The following is an 18,941-nucleotide window of genomic DNA, read 5'->3' on the forward strand; positions in this document are numbered from 1 at the left end:
TTCGATTCCTAGGCTCGGCCCAGATCATGATCGTTCGTCCGTTTTGGGAGTGGTTATGGTGCTGCGTGGTGTGCGAGTGGCTCGGCGGGCGTTGCTGGCCGGTGGGCTGGCGGTCACGGCGGTCGGGGTGGGCGCAATACCGGCGGTGGCGCGGCGGGCGAAGGCCGCGCCGGAGATCGCCTCGACAGCGGATTGGCAGGCCCGCGACCCCAGTTCTCCGGTGACCGTGCTCGACAGCGAACCGGTGCGGATCATCGTGCACCACACGGCGACCGCCAACAGCGACGACACCTCGCGGCAGCACGCGTTCGAGCTGTCCCGGCAGATCCAGAACTTCCACATGGATTCCAACGGCTGGATCGACACCGGGCAGAACTTCACCAACTCCCGCGGCGGTTGGCTGACCGAAGGCCGCCACGAGAGCCTGGCCGCGTTGACCGCCGGCGATCAGCACGTGGTGGGCGCGCACGCGGGCGCGCAGAACTCGGTGTCGCTGGGCATCGAGAACGAGGGCCTCTACACCGAAGCCGCGGTGCCGGAGGCGTTGTGGGCGTCGTTGGTGGAGCTGTGCACCTACATGGTGGCGCAGTACGGCATCGAGCCCGGCGAGATCTACGGGCATCGCGACTTCATGGCCACCGAATGCCCGGGCGAGGTGCTCTACGGCCGATTACCGGAACTGCGGGAGGCGGTCGGCGCGGCCACCGGCAAGACCGTGACGCATCCGGGGACCTGGCCGCTGCTGCGGCCGGGTGTGGCGGGACCGGCGGTGACCGCGCTGCAACTGCTGCTGCGGGCGCAGGGCGCGCTGCTGCCGGTGGACGGCATCTTCGGCGAACTGACGCAGGCCACGGCATGCCAGCTGGCCGCCGCGCGGGGCGCGGCGGGCACGCCGTGCTACGCCACGCGGCTGCCCGAACCGGGGATGTTCGGCGGCTTGGGTTGGGCGGGCCTGGCGCCGGTGCTCGGTTCGGGCGCCACCGGCGAGGCGGTGCGGGCCGCGCAGGTGCTGTTGACCTCGCACGGCCGGTACCTCAACCCCGACTCGCGGTTCGCCGACCGGATGATCGCGGTGGTGCGGGAATTCCAGGCCGCGACCGGCCTCGCCACCACAGGCGTGGTGGACCAATCCACCTGGCAACGACTCCTGTGCTGACCCCGGTGGCGCACCCGCGCCGACTGGAGGTCGCAAGCGGTTGTTGCGGCCCGGTCGCTGGTGGTGTCAGAGCAGCACGGCGCAGCCTCGGTGGCGCAGGTCGGTGAGCCAGTCGGGGTGGTGGTCGAGTTTCGTCCAGCGCAGGTCGAGCTTGGTCAGCCGCGGCAGGGACCGCAGGCCTTCGGGCAGCTCGCGCAACGCGGTGGCGCGCAGGTCGAGGTGGGTCAGTTCGGTCAGTGCCGCGACGGCGTCCGGGAGGCGTCGCAGCGGGTTGTTGCGCAGGTCGAGGTGCCGCAGCTCCCGCAGCCCGGAAAGCGATTCGGGCAGTTCGGTGAGCCGGTTGTCTTGGGCGTGCAGTTCCCGCAGCCGGTGCAGCTGCCCGAGGGTGTGCGGCAGTGCGGTGAGGGCGTTGCGGTACAGCCGCAGCTCGCGCAGGGCGCTCATGCCGCCGAGGGTGGCGGGCAGTTCGGTGAGCCGGTTGTCGGTGAGGTTGAGGTAGTCCAGGCGGTCGAGGTTGCCCAGCGCGGCGGGGATGCTGCGCAGCTGGTTGTCGCTGAGGTACAGGTAGTCGGTGAGCTGGGGCAGGTCACCGATGGCGGCGGGGATGTCGCGCAGCTGGTTGTGGCCGAGGTCGAGCATCCGCAGCGCGGCGAGTGCGCGCACCGCGTCGGGCAGTTCGGTGAGCTCGTTCTCGGCGAGGTTGAGGGTGTGCAGGGTGGTGGTCTGCCACAGCGCGTCGGGCAATGCGGTGAGGTGGTTGCGGCCGACGCTGAAATGCCGCAGTGCGGGACCGAATTCTGTTGGCAGGCTGGTGAGTTCGTTGTTGTAGAGCAGCAGGGTGTGCAGTCGGGGCAGGGTGGTGGTGGTCGCGGGCAGTGCGGTGATGGCGTTGCCGTCGAGGTCGATGTGCCGCAGCTGCCGCGGCAGCGTGGTGGGGATCGCGGTCAGTCCGGCGTCGGCGGCGAGCACCGCGTGGGGCTCGCCGTCTGCGTAGCGGATCGCGTCGTCGGGCAGCTGCATTCGCATCAGTGTGGGCTCACCGGGGCGGGCGGGCGAAACGCAGGGTGCGGATCTCGAAGGGGCGCAGCCGCACATCCAGTGCGTCGGTGGTGGCGTCCGGTTCGGCCAGGGCGCGTTCGAGCAGGTCGGTGCGGGTCACCGAGGTCGCCGGGAAGGAGATGCTCAGTCGGGCCTGTGCCCGCCCGCCGCGGGATTCGTACAGGCGCACGACGAGGTCGCCGCTGCGGTCGTCGGCGAGTTTGACCGCTTCGACGACCACCGCGGGGTTGTCGACGGCGAGAAGCGGCGTGACCGGCCGTGATCCGCTGATGGTGCGTTCGGGCAGGTTGATGCGGTAGCCCTCGCGGACGGCGTCGCCGATGTCGGCTCCGGCGATCAGGGCGTAGCGCAGCCGGTGGTGGCCGTGGTCGGTGTCCGGGTCGGGGAAGCGGGGTGCGCGCAGCAGCGACAGCCGCACGGTCGTGGTGGTGCCGCCGTCGGGGCGGGTGTGGCGGGTGACGTCGTGGCCGTAGGTGGCGTCGTTGACCAGGGCGTGGCCGTAGCCGGGTTCGCCGACGTGCAGGAAGCGGTGCGCGCAGATCTCGAACTTGGCGGCGTCCCACGAGGTGTTGGTGTGGGTGGGGCGCATGACGTGCCCGAACTGGGTTTCGGCGGCACAGCGGTCGGCGTGCACGTCCAGTGGGAAGGCGACCTTGAGCAGTTTCTCGGTTTCGTGCCAGTCGATGTCGGTGTCGATGTCCACGCGCCGGGATTCGGCGGCGAGGCTGATGTGCTGCACCACGCTGGAGTGGCCGAAGCCGCGGCGGATGCGGACGGTGTGTTCGTGGATGCTCACCTCCTCGACGTCGGTGAGGTCGTGGACGTGGTGGCGGTAGAAGGCGTCGAGGTCCCAGGCGTCCCAGGCGTTGGGGTGGTCGGCGTGCAGTTGCAGCAGGTTGCCCGGCGCGCCCAGTGCTTCGCGGTCGGCGGCGTGGTCGTAGATCGAGGTGAGCAGGCCGCGTTGGTCGATGGTGACGCGCAGCAGCCCGTTGTCGAGGGTGATGGTGCCGTCGGGGTGGCGGGTGGCGGTGGGTGCGGTGGTGTCGCTGGCCGCGGCCGCGCCCAGTGCGGGGATGCCGTGGCGGGCGTGCGGGGCGGCGTTGAAGGTCAGCGGCCGGGCGGGCTCGCCGGCGAGGGCGTGCAGGGCGCGGCTGGTGATCGCCTCGGCTTCGGTGGCGATGCGGGCGTAGGCGGCTTCGGCTTCGCGGTGCACCCATGCGATGGACGAGCCCGGCAGGATGTCGTGGAACTGGTGCAGCAGCACCTGCTTCCACAGCCGGTCCAGCGCCTGGTGGGGGTAGTCGCGGCCGGTGGCGATGGTGGCGGTGGCGCACCACAGTTCGGCCTCGCGCAGCAGGTGTTCGCTTCGGCGGTTGCCCTGTTTGGTCTTGGCCTGCGAGGTGTAGGTGCCGCGGTGCATCTCCAGATACAGCTCGCCGGACCACACCGCTGGGCCGCTGTGGTCGGCTTCGGCGGCGGTGAAGAATTCCGCGGGGGTGTCCAGTTGGACGCGTGGGGAGCCTTCCAGGTCGGCGGTGCGGTAGGCGCGGGCGAGCATTTCGCGGGTGGGTCCTCCCCCGCCGTCGCCGTGCCCGAAGGGCAGCAGGGATCGGGTGGCGTAGCCGTGTTCGGCGAAGTTGCGGGCGGCGTGGGCGAGTTCGGCGCCGGTGATCTCGGAGTTGTAGGTGTCGGCGGGCGGGAAGTGGGTGAACACCCGGGTGCCGTCGATGCCTTCCCACCAGAAGGTGTGGTGCGGGAACCGGTTGGTCTGGTTCCAGGAGATCTTCTGGGTCAGGAACCAGCGGGACCCGGACAGGGCGACCAGCTGCGGTAGCGCGGCACTGTAGCCGAAGGAGTCCGGGAGCCACACCTCGCGGGTTTCGATGCCGAATTCTTCCAGGTAGAAGCGTTTGCCGTGGACGAATTGGCGGGCCATGGCCTCGCCGCCGGGCATGTTGGTGTCGGCTTCCACCCACATCCCGCCGACCGGCACGAACTGTCCGGTGTGCACGAAGGTGCGCACCCGGTCGAACAGCTGCCGGTGGTGCTGTTTGATCCAGTCCAGTTGTTGGGCTTGCGACATGGCGAAGTGGAAGTCGGGGTGCTCGGCCATCAGGGCGGTGACGTTGGCGACGGTGCGGGCGACCTTGCGGACGGTTTCGCGTAGCGGCCACAGCCAGGCGGAGTCGATGTGGGCGTGGCCGACGGCGGAGATCACGTGCGCGCTGGGGTGGGCGGGCTTGGCGAGGGTGTCGGCGAGTTCGGTGCGGGCGGCGGGCGCGGTGGCGGAGATGTCGTGCAGGTCGAGGCGGTCGAGCATGCGTTCCAGTGCGCGCAGGATGTCGTGGCGGCGCGGGGAGTCCACGGGCAGTTGCCGCATGAGCTGGTCGAGGACTTCGGTGTCCTGGATGAGTTGCCACACCGGTTCGTCGAGGACGGCGAGTTCGGCGCGGCGCAGGTGGTACAGGGGTGGGGTTTTGGTGGTGGGTTTGGTGCCGAGTTCGGTGGGTTGGAAGCCGTGGGGGCCGAGGATGATCGGGTTGGCGGCGGCTTCGACGTACCAGCTGCGGGTGCGTCCGGCGGAGTTGCGTCCGACGGGCAGGTGGGTGTTGCGGGGGTGCAGTCCTTTGATCGGGGTGCCGTCGGCGGTGTAGGCGAGGCCTTCGCATTGGAATCCGGGGCGGTCGTCGTCGAAGCCGAGGTCGACGACGACTTCCACGGTCCGCCCGTCCCAGTGCTCGGGCACGGTCGCGGACAGCCGGAACCAGCTGGTGCCCCATGCCGGGCCCCATGCTTGGCCGACGGCGGTGGGCGTGTAGTCGGCGCGCAGTGCTTCGGCGGCGGGCACCGGTTCGCCGGGGGCGTGCCAGACGGCGACGTCGCAGGGCACTGCGTCGGCGTATTGGGCGGGGCGCAGGCGTTCGGCGAGCACTCGGTCGAGGCGCTGTTCGACGATGCGGCGGTCGTCGTGCATGGCTGGTCCCCCGATTCCTCGGCGTGATCGTGATCATGCTGGCACAACCGGGCCTCGGGTGGGCAGCGGCGGTGCGGGTGATGGGGGGTCCTTTTCGGCGCGGTTGCTGACCCATGCGTGCGGCCGCATGCTGCGGGTGTCTGGCCAAATTCCCGCGGAAAGGCAAGATCATGGCGACGTGCGAAGTCTGCGGCAACGACTACTGGATGACCTTCGAGGTGCGCACCATGGGCGGTGGGGTGCACACCTTCGACTGCTTCGAATGCGCCGTGCAGCGTTTGGCGCCGCAGTGCGAGCACTGCGGGTGTCGGATCCTCGGGCATGGTGTGGAGGCCAGCGGCCGGTTCTTCTGCTGTGCGCACTGCGCGCGCCAGTCGGATATGGCGATGGCCGGTGAGCTGCGCGACACCGTGGGTTCTCACCCCGGTTGATGCGGCTGTCCGGCCCACGCGCTCGGCGGCCATCCGGGTGTGTGCGCTGCGCTTTTTGACCGGTGAGCACGCCAGCCGATACGTTGTTATCAACACGTTATGTAGTGCTGGAAACACGGGGACTACCTGCGGCGACATGGCGGGTGAGACGGGTTCTTTCCGCCCGGTTCGCGCTGGTTGTCGCAAGCCGGGTATTGACAACGGGACGGAGCACCGTCGATTCATTCCCTCGATGTAGTGGAGGATGCCCCGATGGCAGGTCTGGTTCGCTGGCTGGGCAGCGTGTCCCGCGAGATGCAGCGGGCCCGCATGGTGATGCGGCACCCGCAGTCCAGCGCCAACGCCGAGCGCACCGCGTAACGGGGGGCCGACGAACGTCGGTTCCCACCCCTGCCCGGCCTGCTGGCCGGGCGTGGTCGAGGCATCGGTCCGGAGGTGTCCGCAGTGGCGGGCACCGGGGCAACCAACAACCGGGGGCCCGATGCCTGGGACTTGCTGGTAAGACGAGGGCGCGCAGGGCGGGGCCCGGCGGGACGTGGTCGTGAGTGGAAATCCCGGTTCGCACCGGAACAACCGCCCACGAGCGCCAGCCGTCACCCGCGCCGATCCGCGCAACCTCCAACTGGTGCCGTGGCCACCCGGCCACGGCACCAGTTGTGTTCCAGGCTTTCGACCTCCGCAGCCACACGGTCCTGTGCACCGCTTCCCCGAGGGCGCGGATACCGACTTGCTCGGCCGATGGAGGTACTCAGCCGAGGTGGCCGCCACCTCCACCGCACCGGGCGGGGCGCGCGCCTGCGGTCCGGGTAGTGTTGCCGCCAACGCGTACGACCGAAGGAGGTGAGACCCATTACCGCTTCAGCAGGTCGGGTGCTCCCCTCTTACGGCCGTGATCCGCGTCGGTGATGCGGGAGGGCGCTCGCTGGCACCGAAAGGCACTCCCATTTCCACCTCTCATCCCACCCCGCTGGCTGCCGTCGTCACGAGACTTCGGGACGCGGGTTGTGTTTTCGCCGAAGACGAGGCGCGGTTGCTCATCGACGCCGCGCGGGACCCGGTCGAGCTCGCCGAGCTGCTCCAGCGGCGCATCGGCGGTCTGCCCTTGGAGCAGGTGCTCGGTTGGGCCGAGTTCTGCGGGCTGCGGATCGCGGTGGCATCGGGGGTGTTCGTGCCGCGCCGCCGCACCGAGTTCCTGGTCCGCCAGGCCGCCGCGCTCGCCGGGCCGCGGGCGGTCGTGGTGGACCTGTGCTGCGGTTCGGGAGCCGTCGGCGCCGCACTGGCCGCCACCCTCTCCGGGGTGCGGTTGTGGGCCGCGGATGTGGATCCCCGCGCGGTGCGCTGCGCGCGCCGCAACATCGCCGCTGCCGGTCGGGTCGTCGAAGGCGACCTCTACCGGCCCCTCCCAGGAGGGTTGCGGGGGCGGGTGGAGATCTTGGCGGTCAACGCCCCGTACGTGCCCAGCGGTGAGGTGGGGCTGATGCCCCCGGAGGCCCGGCTGCACGAGCCGCGGGTGGCGCTGGATGGCGGCGCGGACGGGCTGGACATCCAGCGGCGGGTGGCCGCGGGCGCGGCGGGGTGGCTGGCGCCGGGCGGGCATCTGCTGGTGGAGACCAGCCGTGCGCAGGCGTCGTCCAGCCGCGAGTTGTTGGCCGCTGCGGGGCTGCTGCCACGCGTGGTGACCTGCGATGAGCTCGATGCCACCGTGGTGGTCGCGGCGCTGCCCCGCTAGGCGTGCTCAGCGTTGTGCTTGGCGGTGTTTGGCGGCCATGGTCACGTAGCCTTCGGCGGCGAGCTTCAGGCGGTCCTGCTCCTGCGGGGTCAGTTCGCGGCGAACTTTGCCGGGGGTTCCGGCGACCATCGAGCCCGGTGGGATCTCGGTGCCTTCCAGGACCACGGCGCCGGCGGCGATCAGGGATCCGGTGCCGATGCGTGCGCCGTTGAGGACCACCGCGCCCATGCCGATCAGGCAGTGGTCTTCCACGGTGCAGCCGTGCAGCACGGCTTTGTGGCCGACGGTGACCCCGGTGTGGATGTCGGCGGGGAAACCGGGGTCGGCGTGCACGACGCAACCGTCCTGGATGTTGCTGTCGGTGCCGACGCTGATGTTCTCCTGGTCGCCGCGCAGCACGGTGTTGTACCAGATGCTGGCACCGGCGGCCAGGCGCACGCGGCCGATGAGCGCGGCGCCGTGGGCGACGAAGGCCGCCGGGTCGATCTGCGGGCTGATGCCGTCGATGGCCAGGGTGAACGACTGCGCTGCGGTCACTTGTCCTCCGGTGTCTCGCGTTGTCGCCGCAGCCACTGCAGCGCCGCCTCGGTGTGTCCGTCCACTTTGTCCTCGATGCCGTCCAGGAAGGTGCGGTCGCCGTGCACGGCGAGCTCGGCGAGCACGGCGTCGGGGTCACCGCCTTCGATGATCGAAAGCAGCCGCTGGTGGCGGGCCAGGTCACCGGCGAGGCTTTCCCGGTCCCGGCGGGCCTGCCGGTTGAGCGCCATGGACAGCAGGACCTGCAGTTGCAGCGACCGGTAGGCCTCTTCGAGGCGCTGGTGCCCGGACAGGCCGACCACCGACAGGTGGAACTCGAAGGAGCATTCCCGGTAGCCGGGTTCGTCACCGGCCTCGATGGCCTCGCCCATCCGCCGCAGCGCCAGCTCGCAGCGGCGCAGCCGGGTGGGTTCGGTGACCGGCACGCCCAGCCGCACCGCCAGCCGCTCGAATTCGGCGCGCAGGGTGCAGATCTCGTAGATGTCGTGCAGCGTCAGCGGGGTCACGATCACGCCCTTGCGGGGGACCTGGCGCACCAGGCCTTCGCGTTCGAGCACCCGCAGCGCTTCGCGCAGCGGCGGGCGGCTGATGCCCAGTTCGTGGGTCAGCCGGTTCTCCACGACGCGCTGCCCGCAGAGCAGTTCGCCGCCGATGATCATGCGGCGCAGTGTCGCGGCGGCCAGTTCCACCAGGCTCGGTGGGCTGATGATGCTCGGGGCGCGGGTGTGAGCGGTGGGGCTGTCTTCAACGGATCCGGTCACGACCAGCAGTGTCTCCTTCCGGGGCCGGCGCCGGAGGCGCTTCGCGTGTCAGCGGCGGCGCACTGGTCCGCATGGAGCAACCTCGACGGGTAAGCTTGTCAGCTTCATCCTGCCTGCTGTAGACAAAAGTCAGGTGATGCCGATCACGGTATCCGGTTTTGTCCCGGATTTCTTGGAGCCGCGCATGACTTCCTCACCTGCTACCGCCCAGGCCCCGTTGCGCGGGGTGCGCGTGGTGGAGATCGGCGCGTTCATGGCCGCGCCGTTCGCGACGATGCAACTAGCCGACCTCGGCGCCGATGTGATCAAGGTCGAAAACCCCGCCGGAGGTGACCCGGTCCGCCAGAGCGGACCCTTCCTGCACGGACACAGCTCCCCCTTCGTCCGGCTCAACCGCAACAAACGCTCGGTGGCACTGGACCTGAAGACCGACGAGGGCAAACACCTGCTCGACACCCTGCTGGCGACCGCCGACGTGCTGGTGGAGAACCTGCGGCCGGGGGCGCTGTCCGCACTGGGCTTCGGCTACGACAGCGTGCACGCCCGCAACCCCCGGCTGGTGTACGTCTCGGCCTCGGGATGGGGCCAGGACGGGCCGCTGGCCGCCCAACCGGGCCTGGACATCATGGCGCAGGCCCGCGCCGGACTGATGAGCATCACCGGCAGCCCCGGCGGCGAGCCCACCAAGGTCGGGGTCCCGATGTGCGACCTGGTGTGCGGGTTGTACGCGGCGATGGGCGCGATGGCCGCGCTGCGCGCCCGCGAGCACACCGGCGAAGGCCAGCACGTCGACGTGTCGCTGTACGAGGCGGGCGTGTCGTTCGCGGTGTGGGAGGCCGGGAACTACTTCGCCACCGGCGAGGTCGGCCGCGCGCACGGTTCGGCGCACCAGAACAGCGCCCCCTACCAGGCGGTGCGCAGCAAGGACGGCTGGGTGACCGTGGGGGCCACCACCACCAAGACGTGGCCGGCGTTCTGCCACGCCCTCGGCCTGGCCGAACTGCTCGACGACGACCGCTACACCAACTCCTACGACCGCTACCAGCACCGCGACAGCCTCATCCCGGCGATCGAGGTGGCCACCACGACCCGCACCACCGCCGACATCGTGGCGGCGCTGACCGAGGCGGGGGTGCCGTGCGCGCCGATCGCCACCATGGACCAGGTGTTCACCGACGAGCACCTCGGGCAGCGGGAGTTCTTCTGGAACGCACCGCATCCCGAACTCGGCGAGGTCCGCCAGATCGGCTCGCCGATGCGGATGTCGGCGACCCCGACACGCCGCGACGCCGCCGGTCCGGGTTTGGGCGCGCACACCGCCGAAGTGCTCGCCGAGGCCGGGATACCGCCCGCCGAACTCGACCGGCTGCGCCAGTCGGGGACCTTCGGCAGCGGCCAGTAGCGGCGCTTGGCGCGGTCCCGGGGTGCTGGCGGCCCCGGCCCGCGCGAACCCTCTTTGTTCATCTTTTCCGCGACGCAGCTCAAGGAGGAGCGATGCGCGCGTTGTCCCTTGCTCGCGGCGTGCTGGCCGCGGTGTGCGCGGCGGCGCTGGCGGGTGCGTGCGGCACCGGCAGCGCCGGGCAGGACTCGGCCGGTACCGGCGGGCCTCGGCCGGTGGGGAACGTGACGATGGTGGTGCCCTTCGCCGCCGGTGGCGGCAGCGACATAGCCGGGCGCGCGATGGCCGACGGATTGGTGTCGGTGCAGCCGGATCTGCGGATCACCGTCGACAACCGGGAGGGCGGGCAGGGCGCGGTGGGCTATTCCTACTTCCTGGCCAAGGCCGGATCCCCGAACTACCTGCTGGCCACCGAGACGTCGCTGCTGTCGCTGCCGCTGAGCGTGGACGTGGCGTTCTCGCACCGCAGTTTCACCCCGATCATGAAGGTCGGCGAGGACTACACGCTGCTGGTGGCGCGACCGGATTCGGCGATCACCAGCTGCGCCGACGCGGTGGCGCAAAGCCGCAAGCGGCGGGTGCTGGCCGCCATCTCCGGCGCGGTCGGCCCGGATGCCGTGGTGTTCTCCCAGCTGGAACGGGTGGCGGGCGCCGATGTCGACACCGTCCCCTACGAAGGCGGCGGGGAGGCCGTCGCCGCGGTGCTGGGCGGACAGGTGGAGCTGGCGTCGCTGAACCCCAGCGAGGTCATCGGGCAGTTGCGGGCCGGGCAGCTCAAGGCGTTGTGCGTCTTCGCCGACCGGCGCTACACCTATCCGGAGCTGGCCGGGATCGCGACCTCGGTGGAGCAGGGCGTGCCGGTGACCTTCGCGCAGTTCCGCGGGATGATCGCGCCGGGCGGGCTCAACCCGCAGGCCACCGAGTACTGGATCGGGCTGGCCCGCCGCTTCGCCGCCTCCCCCGCCTACACCGAGTACATCGAGTCGGAGTACCTGCAGCCGCGGATGGCCTTCGGGGCGGAGTTCGGGGCGTATTTGCAGGACAGCGAGAAACTGCTGGCGCAGGTGGTGCGGCGATGAGGGATCAGCGGTTGGGCCAGGTGGTGCTCTTCGCCGGGTTGACCCTGGTGGGCGCGGGTTTCGCGATCAGCGCCCTCGGCTATGGCGTGATGCTGCCGGAATCGCGGATCGGGCCGGGTTTCCTGCCGCTGGCCGCCGGTGGGCTGCTGGCGGTGCTCGCCGCGCTGCTGCTGGTCGAACAGCTGCGGCGACCCGGCCAGACCGACACCGGCCAGACCGACACCGAGCAGGGCACCGATGATTTCGGGCGCAGCCCAGCGCAGCGCAAGTGGATTCTGCGGCGGGTGATCGTGCTGCTGCCGGTCGCGCTGCTGGTGGTGCCGGTGGTGGGCATGGTCACCGCGTTCGGGCTGCTGGTGCTGGTGATCTCCACGTGGCTGGAGCGCCGCCGCGTGCTGCCCGCGTTGGCGTTGTCGGCGATCTCGGCGGCGGGCATGTACGTGATCTTCGCGGTGGTGCTGCGGGTACCGCTGCCCACCGGCGTGTTCGGGTTCTAGGCGGGATGGCGATGCACACCACGCGACGTCCGCGCCCGCCGAGTACCGCCATCCTGTCAGCCGCGCACCCTCTCAACCGGCGGAGGCGCACGTGATCGACAACCTGTTGTTGGGCTTATCGACGGCGTTGACCCCGACGAACCTGCTGTGGTGCTTCGTCGGGGTGGTGCTGGGCACCGTGATCGGGTTGCTGCCCGGTCTGGGCTCCAGCACAGGAGTGGCGATCCTGATCCCGTTGACGCTGACCGTGGAACCGGTGACGGCGCTGATCATGCTGGCCGGCATCTACTACGGTTCGCAGTACGGCGGCACGATCACCTCGGTGCTGCTGTCCACCCCGGGCGAAGCGGCCAGCGTGGTGACCACTTTGGACGGTTACCAGATGGCGCGGCAGGGCCGGGCGGGGGCGGCGCTGGCGATCGCGGCGATCGGCTCGTTCGCCGCCGCGATCCTCTCGCTGATCCTGCTGGCCGCGCTGGCACCGCCGTTCGCGGCGTTCGCGCTGCGGTTCGGGCCGCCGGAGAACCTGGCGGTGATGGTGCTGGCGCTGGTGACGATGGTGGTGCTCTCGACCGGGTCGAAGCTGCGGGCGGCGGCGATGGCCTGCGCCGGGGTGCTGTTGGCGTGCGTGGGCATCGACGCGGGCACCGGCGAGGCCCGCTACACCTTCGGCAACATCAACCTGCTCTCCGGCATCCCCTACATCGAGGTCGTCATCGGCCTGTTCGCCGTCGGCGAGGTGCTGTACCAGATCCGGGTGGGTGCGGCCACGCCGATCCGCGCCCGGTTCCGGGATCTGGTGATCCGCCGCCGCGACATCCGCGACTCCGCCGGGGCCATCGGGCGCGGCAGCGTCATCGGGTTCCTGCTGGGCACGCTGCCCGGCGCGGGTTCGACGCTGGCGTCGTTCCTGGCCTATGGGCTGGAGAAACGCCTGTCCCGCAACGCCGCCCAGTTCGGGCACGGCGCGATCCAGGGCGTGGCGGCACCGGAGAGCGCCAACAACGCCGCCGCCAACGCCAACTTCATCCCGACGCTGACGCTGGGCATCCCCGGCGGCGCCACCACGGCGGTGCTGCTGGGCGCGTTGACGATCTACGGGGTGCAGCCGGGGCCGCTGCTGTTCGCCGAACAGCCGGAACTGGTGTGGGGCCTGCTGGTGTCGTTCTTCATCGGCAACGTGATCCTGCTGGTGCTCAACCTGCCGTTGGCGCCGGTGTTCGCGCAGCTGCTGCGCATCCCCTACGCCTACCTGTATCCGCTGATCCTGTTCACCAGCTTCGTGGGCGCCTACGCCATCGACAACAACTTCTTCAGCGTGTGGCTGGTGCTGATCTTCGGGATCATCGGCTACGGCATGAAGCGCTTCGACCTGCCGATGGCTCCGCTGGTGGTCGGGGTGGTCATCGGGGCGCTGTTCGAGAAGGCACTGGTGCAGTCCTCGGCGCTGCTGGACGGCAACCTGTGGCTGGTTTTGACCAAACCCATCGCGGTGGTGATCCTGGCGCTGGCGTTGGTGCTGCTGGCAGGCCCGGTGCTCACCCGCCGCGTCCGCGCCCTCCGGAAGGCGACCCCGGAGGCATCCCGCACCGAGGAGAAGGACCATGTCTGACGAACTGTTGGTCACCCGCGACGGCGCCGTGCTGCAGGTGACGTTCAACCGGCCGGCGCAGCGCAACGCGATGAGCTGGCAGATGTACGACGGGCTGGTCGCGGCGTGCGAGGCGGCCGAAGCCGACGACGACATCCGGGTGATGGTGTTGCGCGGCGCCGGGAACGACGCGTTCGTGGCCGGAACCGACATCGCCCAGTTCGCCGATTTCACCAGCGGCGACGACGGGGTCGCCTACGAGCAGAAGATCGAGGCCGTGCTGGAGCGGTTGGAGACCACCAAGGTTCCCACCGTGGCGGCGATCTCCGGGTACTGCGTGGGCGCGGGGATCGCGTTGGCGGCGGCCTGCGACATCCGGGTGTCCACTGTGACCGGACGCTTCGGGGTGCCGGTGGCGCGCACGCTGGGCAACTGCCTGGCGATGAACACCTATTCGCTGCTGGTGTTCCACCTGGGGCCCGCCCGCGCGAAGGACATGCTGCTGCGGGCCCGGCTGTTCAGCGCGCAGGAGGCGCACGCGGCCGGGTTCGTCGCGGAACTGTGCGAGGTCGACGAGCTGGACGCGACGGTGGCGGGTGTGGTGCAGCGGCTGGTGCAGCACGCGCCGCTGACGATGTGGGCGTCCAAGGAGGCGGTGCGCAGGCTGCGGTTGGCGAACCTGCCCGACGGCGACGACCTGGTGCGCGCGGTGTTCGGTAGCGACGACTTCCGCCACGGCGTGCGCGCCTTCCTCGACAAGACCCCGCACAACTGGACCGGCCACTAGAGCCACGCCCCTGGGCGCGCAGCCACCCGGTCGGCGAGCGGGTCGTGTACTCGGGGTGGTCGCTAGGGTGGTTGTCGTGCTTTGACGTTCGCGTGGCCCGCCCACTGATGCTTCGTTGCTCGGTTCGTTCGTGACGAAGGAGTGGTTGATGTCGTTTTCCATGGTGGTTCCGGCCGAATTGGCGGCCACCCACCGCAAGGTCTTCGGTTCATCGGAGTGGATCGCCACGCTGCCCGAGCTGGCCGGGCAGCGGATGGCCGCGTGGGATCTGCGGCCCGATGGGGCGCCCCGGCACGGCATGGTGGCGTTGGTGCTGCCGGTGCTGCGCGCCGACGGCACGCCCGCGGTGTTGAAGCTGCAACCGGTCACCGAGGACACCGTCGGGGAACCGGTGGGGTTGCGGGCCTGGGCCGGGCGGGGCGCGGTGCGGCTGCTGGAGCACGAGCCTGCCTCCGGGAGCATGCTGCTGGAACGCCTGCGGCCGCGCTCGCTGTCGAGCATCGACGATGATCTCGCGGCGCTGCGGCTGCTGTCCGAACTCCTGGCGAGGCTGAGCGCGCTGCCCGCACCCACTGGGCTGCGGCGGCTGGCCGACATCGCCGCCGCGATGCTCACCCAACTCGACGGCGCGTGCGCGCGGCTGCCCGATCCGGGGCAGCGGCGGCTGCTGCGCCGCTGCGCGGGCGCGGTCACCGATCTGCTCGACGAGCCCGGCGACCGGTTGCTGCACTGGGACCTGCACTACGACAACGTGCTGGCCGCGCAGCGGGAACCGTGGCTGGCCATCGACCCGCAGCCGTTGGCCGGTGACCCCGGGTTCGAACTGCTGCCCGCCTTGGACAACCGGTGGGACGACATCGTCGCCACCGGCGACATCGCCGCCGCCGTGCGGCGTCGGTTCGCGGTGCTGGTCGAAACCCTGGGCCTGGACCGGCAGCGCGCGGCGGGCTGGACGTTGGGGCGGGTGCTGCAGAACTGCCTGTGGGACATCGACGACGGCGCCACCACCCTGGATCCGGTGCAGGTCGCCATCGCCGAAGCCCTGGACCCGCTGGGCCCGTGAGCGGTCCAACTGCCCTACCCGCCCGCGGTCGGGGCGGGCGAGACTGGTCGATGTCGCAGCTCGGTGTCGCGGCCGAGGAGGCGAGGCGCCATGCATCCACGCGCATCCGTGGCGGGCGGGCCGCCCCAAACCGACCCGCAGCAGTATCAACAGTGGGATCGGGAGGTGGCCGAATCGCTGCGGGCCGCCTTCGGCGCGGCCACCGGCCGCCAGGTCGCCGCCGCCTACCGCCAGGCGTTCCCCCCTGGCTACCGGGACGACTCACCGGTGCCGCAGGCGGTCGAGGACATCGCGATCATGGAAGGCCACCCGGACCAGTCGAGGCTGGGCCGGGTGTACCGGGCGCCGAACCAGCCGCTGGGCGGGGTGCGGCTGCGGATCTGCTGGCCCGATGCCGCACCACTGCTGCAGGAGGTGCTGCCGATCTTCGCCGGGCTGGGCCTGCGGGTGGCCGACCACCGCAGCTACGAGGTCCACCCGGCGGGTCGCCCGGCGGCCCGCGTCGACGATTTCGGGCTGCTGCACGATCTCGACGAACTCACCGATACCTCCGCGCGGCTGGTGGAGGACGCGTTCGCGGCGATGTGGACCGGCCGCGCCGAACGCGACGGTTTCAACCGGCTGGTGCTCACCGCCGGACTGCCGTGGCGGCAGGCCGCGCTGGTGCGCGCGGCCTACCACTACCTGTGGCAGGCCGGGTTCACCTTCAGCCGACCCTACGTCGAAGCGACCCTGGCCGGCCGCCCCCGGTTCGTGCGGGCGCTGCTGGGGTCCCGGACTGGTGAGGTCGCGTATTCAACTGTCGCGAGTTCGCCGTGAAGCTGGTGGTGTGTGATCGCCTGGGGCGTAACGGCTCCAGGTCGTGCCCACTTGGCTGGCGAGTCTGGTGGTGGTGACGTGGTGGTAGCCGAGAGCCTCGGCGACGACCGGTGCTGGCATGTCGAGGACGTGCTGGATGATGGCGGATGTCCGGCCGGTAGTCGTGGGGACTCGGCACCGGATTCTTCTACCGCCTGGAGGAGACCACCGGGGTCAGCGCGCCGGATGCGGTGCGCGCCTACCTCGCGGTGCGCGACATCTTCGGCCTCAACGCCCTGTGGTCCGAAGTGGACGGTCTCGGCGCCGACTGCCCACCCCCGGTGCGCACCGAGATGTTCCACGACCTGCAACGGTTCTGCCAGCTGGGCACGTTGTGGTTCCTGCGCAACCGGCGCCCCCCGGTGGACATCGCCGCGGAGGTCGAGCACTTCCGCAAGCAGATCCGCCAACTCGCCCCGGTGCTGCCCGCCGCGCTGGCCGGTGCCCAAGCCGACGCGGTGGCGCGGCGCACCGGTGAGCTCACCGAACACGGCGTGCCGGGGCTGCTGGCCGGCCGCGTCGCCGCGCTCGCCCCGCTGGCGGCGTCGCTGGACGTGGTGGAGATCGCCGGGGACCGCCGCGACGCGGGGTTCGTGGCGGCGGTGTATTCGGCGCTGGACGTGGGGTTGCGGATGGACTGGTTGCAGGAGCAGATCGTCGAGCTGCCCTCGGAGTCGCATTGGGCGCTGCTGGCCAAGATCTCGCTGCGCGACGACCTTTTCGCCCAGCGGCGGCGACTGACCAGCGCGGCACTGTCGCGGTTCGTGCCAGGAGTGGGCGCGGGGGAGTTGGTCGAGGACTGGTTGCTCGACAACGCGGGCCCGGTGCGACGGTGCCGGGAAACCCTGGAGGAACTGCGCGGCGCCGGGCGACTGGACGTGCCGATGCTGTCAGTGGCGCTGCAAGACCTGCGCAACCTCGCCCAGATCAGCACCGACCCCCGCACGGTGTGACATCGGGTGCGCCGAACCATTCGGTCAAGGCGTCGGTGAGTCCTCGGGAACCGGCCCAGGCGAGGTAACCGTCGGGGCGCACCAGCAACCCCGCCGCCGGCGGATCCGGGTGCCGTGCGGCCACCGCGTCCACCCGATCCGCCCACGGGCGGGCCATTGTGGACAGTTCACCGCCGGTGAAGTCCAGCAGCAGTGGGCGCGCGGTGCGGGCCAGTTCCGCCAGCCGCCGCACCCCGCCCGTGGTGGTCACGGTGAGCTCGGGCGCGAAGTAGCCGGTCAGCGGGTGCGCATCGGGCGCGGTCGGGTAGCGCAGGTCGGTCCCGGCCAGCAGCGCGGCGATGCGGCGGCGGGTGGGTTCGTCGCGGAACAACTCGGCCACCACACCGCGCAAGGCGGTGGTCTGCTCTCCGGGCGCCAGCAGCGCGGTCTGGGCCTGGGTGTGGGCGCCGACGCGCTGGGCGGCCGGGCGGCGTTCGGCGTGATAGGTCGCCAGCAGGCCAGGTGGTGCCTGGCCGCGCAGGTCCGCGGCGAGTTTCCAGCCGAGGTTGGCCGCGTCCTGCAGGCCGACGTTGAGTCCGGGCGCGCCCATCGCGGAATGCACGTGGGCGGCGTCGCCGACCAGCAGGACGCGGCCCCGCTGGTAGTGCTCGGCCAGGCGGGTGTTGGCGCCGTGGCGGCGGCGCAGCACCGGCGGCCCGTCCGAGGGCAACCGCATCACCAGGTCCACGCCGACAACCCGCCGCAGGCTGGCGCGCAGTTCCGCCACGGTCATCGCAACGTCATCGCCAGGCGGTGCCTGATCCCATTCGATGCTGCTGATGTGCACAACGTCGCCGCCGGTCGGCATGATCGCGTAGGTGCCGGTGGCGGTGCGGGTCCAGGCGAAAAGCGGCAGCCGTCGGCCGCCGAGGTCCACCTCTGCGGCATCCGGGTGCAGCACCGCTTTCTCGACGATCACCCGGGCGGCGCGCCAGCAGGTGTTCTCCCCGGTGGTGCCGGGGAAGGCGATTCCGGCGTGGGTGCGCACGGTGCTGTGCGCACCGTCGCAGCCGACGAGGTAGCGGGTGCGGAAGGTGCGGGGCCCGTCGGGGTCGTGCGCGTGCACGGTGACGTCGTCGGTGTCCTGGGCGAAGCCGGTGAGTTCGATACCGCGACGGATCTCGACACCGAGTTCACCGGCGCGCTGCGCCAGCACCCGTTCCAACTCCGGTTGTGCCACCGCGATCCCGTGCAGCGGATTGTCGGTGAGGTCGCGCAGATCCAGTGGCAGCGCACCGAAGAGGAACTGCGGTGCCGGGCGAGGTCCCTCGGGGTCGCCGCCGAGCCGGTGGTGCAGGCCGCGGTGATCCAGCAGCCGCGCGGCCTGGCCCATGATCGCGTTGGCCTTGGGTTCCTGGCTGGGTTCGAGCCGGGATTCCAGCACCAGCGGGCGCACTCCGGCCAGTGCGAGCTCGCAGGCCAGCATCAGCCCGTTGGGTCCGGCCCCGGCGATGACGACGTCAGCGGTCATGAGCGCTCCCCGGTGAGTTCGGCCAAGGCGGTGACGGTTTTCCAGTTGCGGGCGGTGACGCTGACCCCGAGCCGCTTTTCCAGGTATGCGGCGGTCAGTTTGGAGCGGCCCACCCCGGCCGGGTAGTGCAGGTAGAGCTGCCGCCCGGCCAACTGGAGTTCCTCGGGCGCCCCGGCGGGCACGGTCAACCGCGCGGCTAGCTCGGCGTCGGGTTGCTCGGCGAGGAAGGCCACGAGCAGTTTGGTGTGGTCGGGTTGGCGGTCCAGGAACGGGTTGTGCCCGGCGATGTCGGCGATCTCGGTGCCGGTGCGCACCACGACCGGGGTGTCCACGCCGACTTCGGCGGCCAGCCGATGCCGCAGGTCCGCGGCCAGCACCACCGGATCAGCGGTATCGGAGGTGAACACGACGTTGCCGCTTTGCAGGTAGGTCGCCACGTCAGCGTGACCGGCGGCGGCGACCACGGCCCGCAGGTCGGCCATCGCGATGCGGCCGTGACCGCCGAGATTGACCGCGCGCAGCAATGCGACGTAGGGGATCACCCAACAATTCTCCCA

The 18,941-nt window shown here is 70.8% G+C and carries 17 protein-coding genes; 11 read left to right on the top strand and 6 right to left on the bottom strand.

Going from position 1 to position 18,941, the window contains the following annotated elements; genetic code table 11:
• The first annotated feature begins 55 nt into the window (after positions 1-55).
• Positions 56-1,156, top strand: a complete 1,101-nt coding sequence (locus tag ACTWQN_RS09255) for a peptidoglycan recognition protein family protein (RefSeq protein WP_443202953.1) — start codon at positions 56-58, stop codon at positions 1,154-1,156.
• Positions 1,157-1,222: 66 nt separating this feature from the next.
• Here the strand turns inward: ACTWQN_RS09255 and ACTWQN_RS09260 are convergent, their stop codons facing one another.
• The gene (locus ACTWQN_RS09260; protein WP_443202954.1) at positions 1,223-2,176 is read right to left on the bottom strand and encodes a leucine-rich repeat domain-containing protein; all 954 of its coding nucleotides are present in this window, start codon (positions 2,174-2,176) and stop codon (positions 1,223-1,225) included.
• Between the two features lie 16 nt (positions 2,177-2,192).
• Positions 2,193-5,189: an alpha-mannosidase gene (locus ACTWQN_RS09265; protein WP_443202955.1), complete on the bottom strand. Its 2,997-nt coding sequence runs from the start codon at positions 5,187-5,189 to the stop codon at positions 2,193-2,195.
• A 170-nt stretch (positions 5,190-5,359) separates the two neighbouring features.
• On the opposite strand from ACTWQN_RS09265, the gene ACTWQN_RS09270 reads away from it, so the two are divergent.
• Together ACTWQN_RS09270 and ACTWQN_RS09275 are read left to right on the top strand one after the other, a co-directional pair.
• Positions 5,360-5,620 (top strand): metallothionein, encoded by a 261-nt coding sequence (locus tag ACTWQN_RS09270; protein ID WP_443202956.1) that lies wholly within the window; start codon positions 5,360-5,362, stop codon positions 5,618-5,620.
• Positions 5,621-6,563: 943 nt separating this feature from the next.
• Positions 6,564-7,349 (top strand): putative protein N(5)-glutamine methyltransferase, encoded by a 786-nt coding sequence (locus ACTWQN_RS09275; RefSeq protein ID WP_443203165.1) that lies wholly within the window; start codon positions 6,564-6,566, stop codon positions 7,347-7,349.
• A gap of 6 nt (positions 7,350-7,355) precedes the next feature.
• On the opposite strand, the gene ACTWQN_RS09280 is transcribed toward ACTWQN_RS09275, so the two are convergent.
• Positions 7,356-7,886, bottom strand: coding sequence for a gamma carbonic anhydrase family protein (locus ACTWQN_RS09280; protein WP_443202957.1), 531 nt, complete (start codon positions 7,884-7,886; stop codon positions 7,356-7,358).
• Entirely contained in the window at positions 7,883-8,647 is a 765-nt protein-coding gene (locus tag ACTWQN_RS09285; protein WP_443202958.1) for a GntR family transcriptional regulator, read from the bottom strand. Before ACTWQN_RS09285 ends, ACTWQN_RS09280 begins: the two co-directional genes overlap by 4 nt.
• A gap of 184 nt (positions 8,648-8,831) precedes the next feature.
• Here ACTWQN_RS09285 and ACTWQN_RS09290 point away from each other — a divergent pair, with 184 nt between their 5' ends.
• From ACTWQN_RS09290 to ACTWQN_RS09325, 8 genes are all read left to right on the top strand, one after another.
• Positions 8,832-10,049, top strand: a complete 1,218-nt coding sequence (locus ACTWQN_RS09290) for a CaiB/BaiF CoA transferase family protein (protein WP_443202959.1) — start codon at positions 8,832-8,834, stop codon at positions 10,047-10,049.
• Positions 10,050-10,141: 92 nt separating this feature from the next.
• Positions 10,142-11,125, top strand: a complete 984-nt coding sequence (locus tag ACTWQN_RS09295) for a tripartite tricarboxylate transporter substrate binding protein (protein ID WP_443202960.1) — start codon at positions 10,142-10,144, stop codon at positions 11,123-11,125.
• Positions 11,122-11,622 carry a tripartite tricarboxylate transporter TctB family protein gene (locus ACTWQN_RS09300; protein WP_443202961.1) on the top strand — a complete coding sequence of 167 codons (501 nt, stop codon included), beginning with the start codon at positions 11,122-11,124 and terminating at the stop codon, positions 11,620-11,622. Before ACTWQN_RS09295 ends, ACTWQN_RS09300 begins: the two co-directional genes overlap by 4 nt.
• A 91-nt stretch (positions 11,623-11,713) precedes the next feature.
• On the top strand, positions 11,714-13,234 hold the full coding sequence (locus tag ACTWQN_RS09305) for a tripartite tricarboxylate transporter permease (protein WP_443202962.1): 1,521 nt from the start codon (positions 11,714-11,716) through the stop codon (positions 13,232-13,234).
• Positions 13,227-14,000: an enoyl-CoA hydratase/isomerase family protein gene (locus tag ACTWQN_RS09310; protein ID WP_443202963.1), complete on the top strand. Its 774-nt coding sequence runs from the start codon at positions 13,227-13,229 to the stop codon at positions 13,998-14,000. Before ACTWQN_RS09305 ends, ACTWQN_RS09310 begins: the two co-directional genes overlap by 8 nt.
• Positions 14,001-14,148: 148 nt before the next feature.
• On the top strand, positions 14,149-15,063 hold the full coding sequence (locus ACTWQN_RS09315; protein WP_443202964.1) for an aminoglycoside phosphotransferase family protein: 915 nt from the start codon (positions 14,149-14,151) through the stop codon (positions 15,061-15,063).
• A gap of 90 nt (positions 15,064-15,153) precedes the next feature.
• Positions 15,154-15,882: a hypothetical protein gene (locus tag ACTWQN_RS09320; RefSeq protein ID WP_443202965.1), complete on the top strand. Its 729-nt coding sequence runs from the start codon at positions 15,154-15,156 to the stop codon at positions 15,880-15,882.
• 230 nt (positions 15,883-16,112) lie between these two features.
• The gene (locus ACTWQN_RS09325; protein WP_443202966.1) at positions 16,113-16,874 is read left to right on the top strand and encodes a hypothetical protein; all 762 of its coding nucleotides are present in this window, start codon (positions 16,113-16,115) and stop codon (positions 16,872-16,874) included.
• Here ACTWQN_RS09325 and ACTWQN_RS09330 read toward each other — a convergent pair.
• Positions 16,849-18,384, bottom strand: coding sequence for an FAD-dependent monooxygenase (locus tag ACTWQN_RS09330; RefSeq protein WP_443202967.1), 1,536 nt, complete (start codon positions 18,382-18,384; stop codon positions 16,849-16,851). The two genes, ACTWQN_RS09325 and ACTWQN_RS09330, sit on opposite strands and share 26 nt — an antisense overlap.
• Positions 18,381-18,926 carry a DUF1697 domain-containing protein gene (locus tag ACTWQN_RS09335; RefSeq protein WP_443202968.1) on the bottom strand — a complete coding sequence of 182 codons (546 nt, stop codon included), beginning with the start codon at positions 18,924-18,926 and terminating at the stop codon, positions 18,381-18,383. The genes ACTWQN_RS09330 and ACTWQN_RS09335 overlap by 4 nt, the downstream gene beginning before the upstream one ends.
• Positions 18,927-18,941 lie beyond the last annotated feature (15 nt).

The sequence above is a fragment of the Saccharopolyspora antiqui genome, assembly GCF_052246905.1.
Taxonomy (GTDB): domain Bacteria; phylum Actinomycetota; class Actinomycetes; order Mycobacteriales; family Pseudonocardiaceae; genus Saccharopolyspora.

Excerpts from the sequence above, each read along its gene's own strand:
- ACTWQN_RS09255 (WP_443202953.1), top strand. The coding sequence starts at position 56 with ATGGTGCTGCGTGGTGTGCGAGTGGCTCGGCGGGCGTTGCTGGCCGGT.
- ACTWQN_RS09260 (WP_443202954.1), bottom strand. The coding sequence starts at position 2,176 with ATGCAGCTGCCCGACGACGCGATCCGCTACGCAGACGGCGAGCCCCAC.
- ACTWQN_RS09265 (WP_443202955.1), bottom strand. The coding sequence starts at position 5,189 with ATGCACGACGACCGCCGCATCGTCGAACAGCGCCTCGACCGAGTGCTC.
- ACTWQN_RS09270 (WP_443202956.1), top strand. The coding sequence starts at position 5,360 with ATGGCGACGTGCGAAGTCTGCGGCAACGACTACTGGATGACCTTCGAG.
- ACTWQN_RS09290 (WP_443202959.1), top strand. The coding sequence starts at position 8,832 with ATGACTTCCTCACCTGCTACCGCCCAGGCCCCGTTGCGCGGGGTGCGC.
- ACTWQN_RS09295 (WP_443202960.1), top strand. The coding sequence starts at position 10,142 with ATGCGCGCGTTGTCCCTTGCTCGCGGCGTGCTGGCCGCGGTGTGCGCG.
- ACTWQN_RS09300 (WP_443202961.1), top strand. The coding sequence starts at position 11,122 with ATGAGGGATCAGCGGTTGGGCCAGGTGGTGCTCTTCGCCGGGTTGACC.
- ACTWQN_RS09310 (WP_443202963.1), top strand. The coding sequence starts at position 13,227 with ATGTCTGACGAACTGTTGGTCACCCGCGACGGCGCCGTGCTGCAGGTG.
- ACTWQN_RS09315 (WP_443202964.1), top strand. The coding sequence starts at position 14,149 with ATGTCGTTTTCCATGGTGGTTCCGGCCGAATTGGCGGCCACCCACCGC.
- ACTWQN_RS09320 (WP_443202965.1), top strand. The coding sequence starts at position 15,154 with ATGCATCCACGCGCATCCGTGGCGGGCGGGCCGCCCCAAACCGACCCG.
- ACTWQN_RS09330 (WP_443202967.1), bottom strand. The coding sequence starts at position 18,384 with ATGACCGCTGACGTCGTCATCGCCGGGGCCGGACCCAACGGGCTGATG.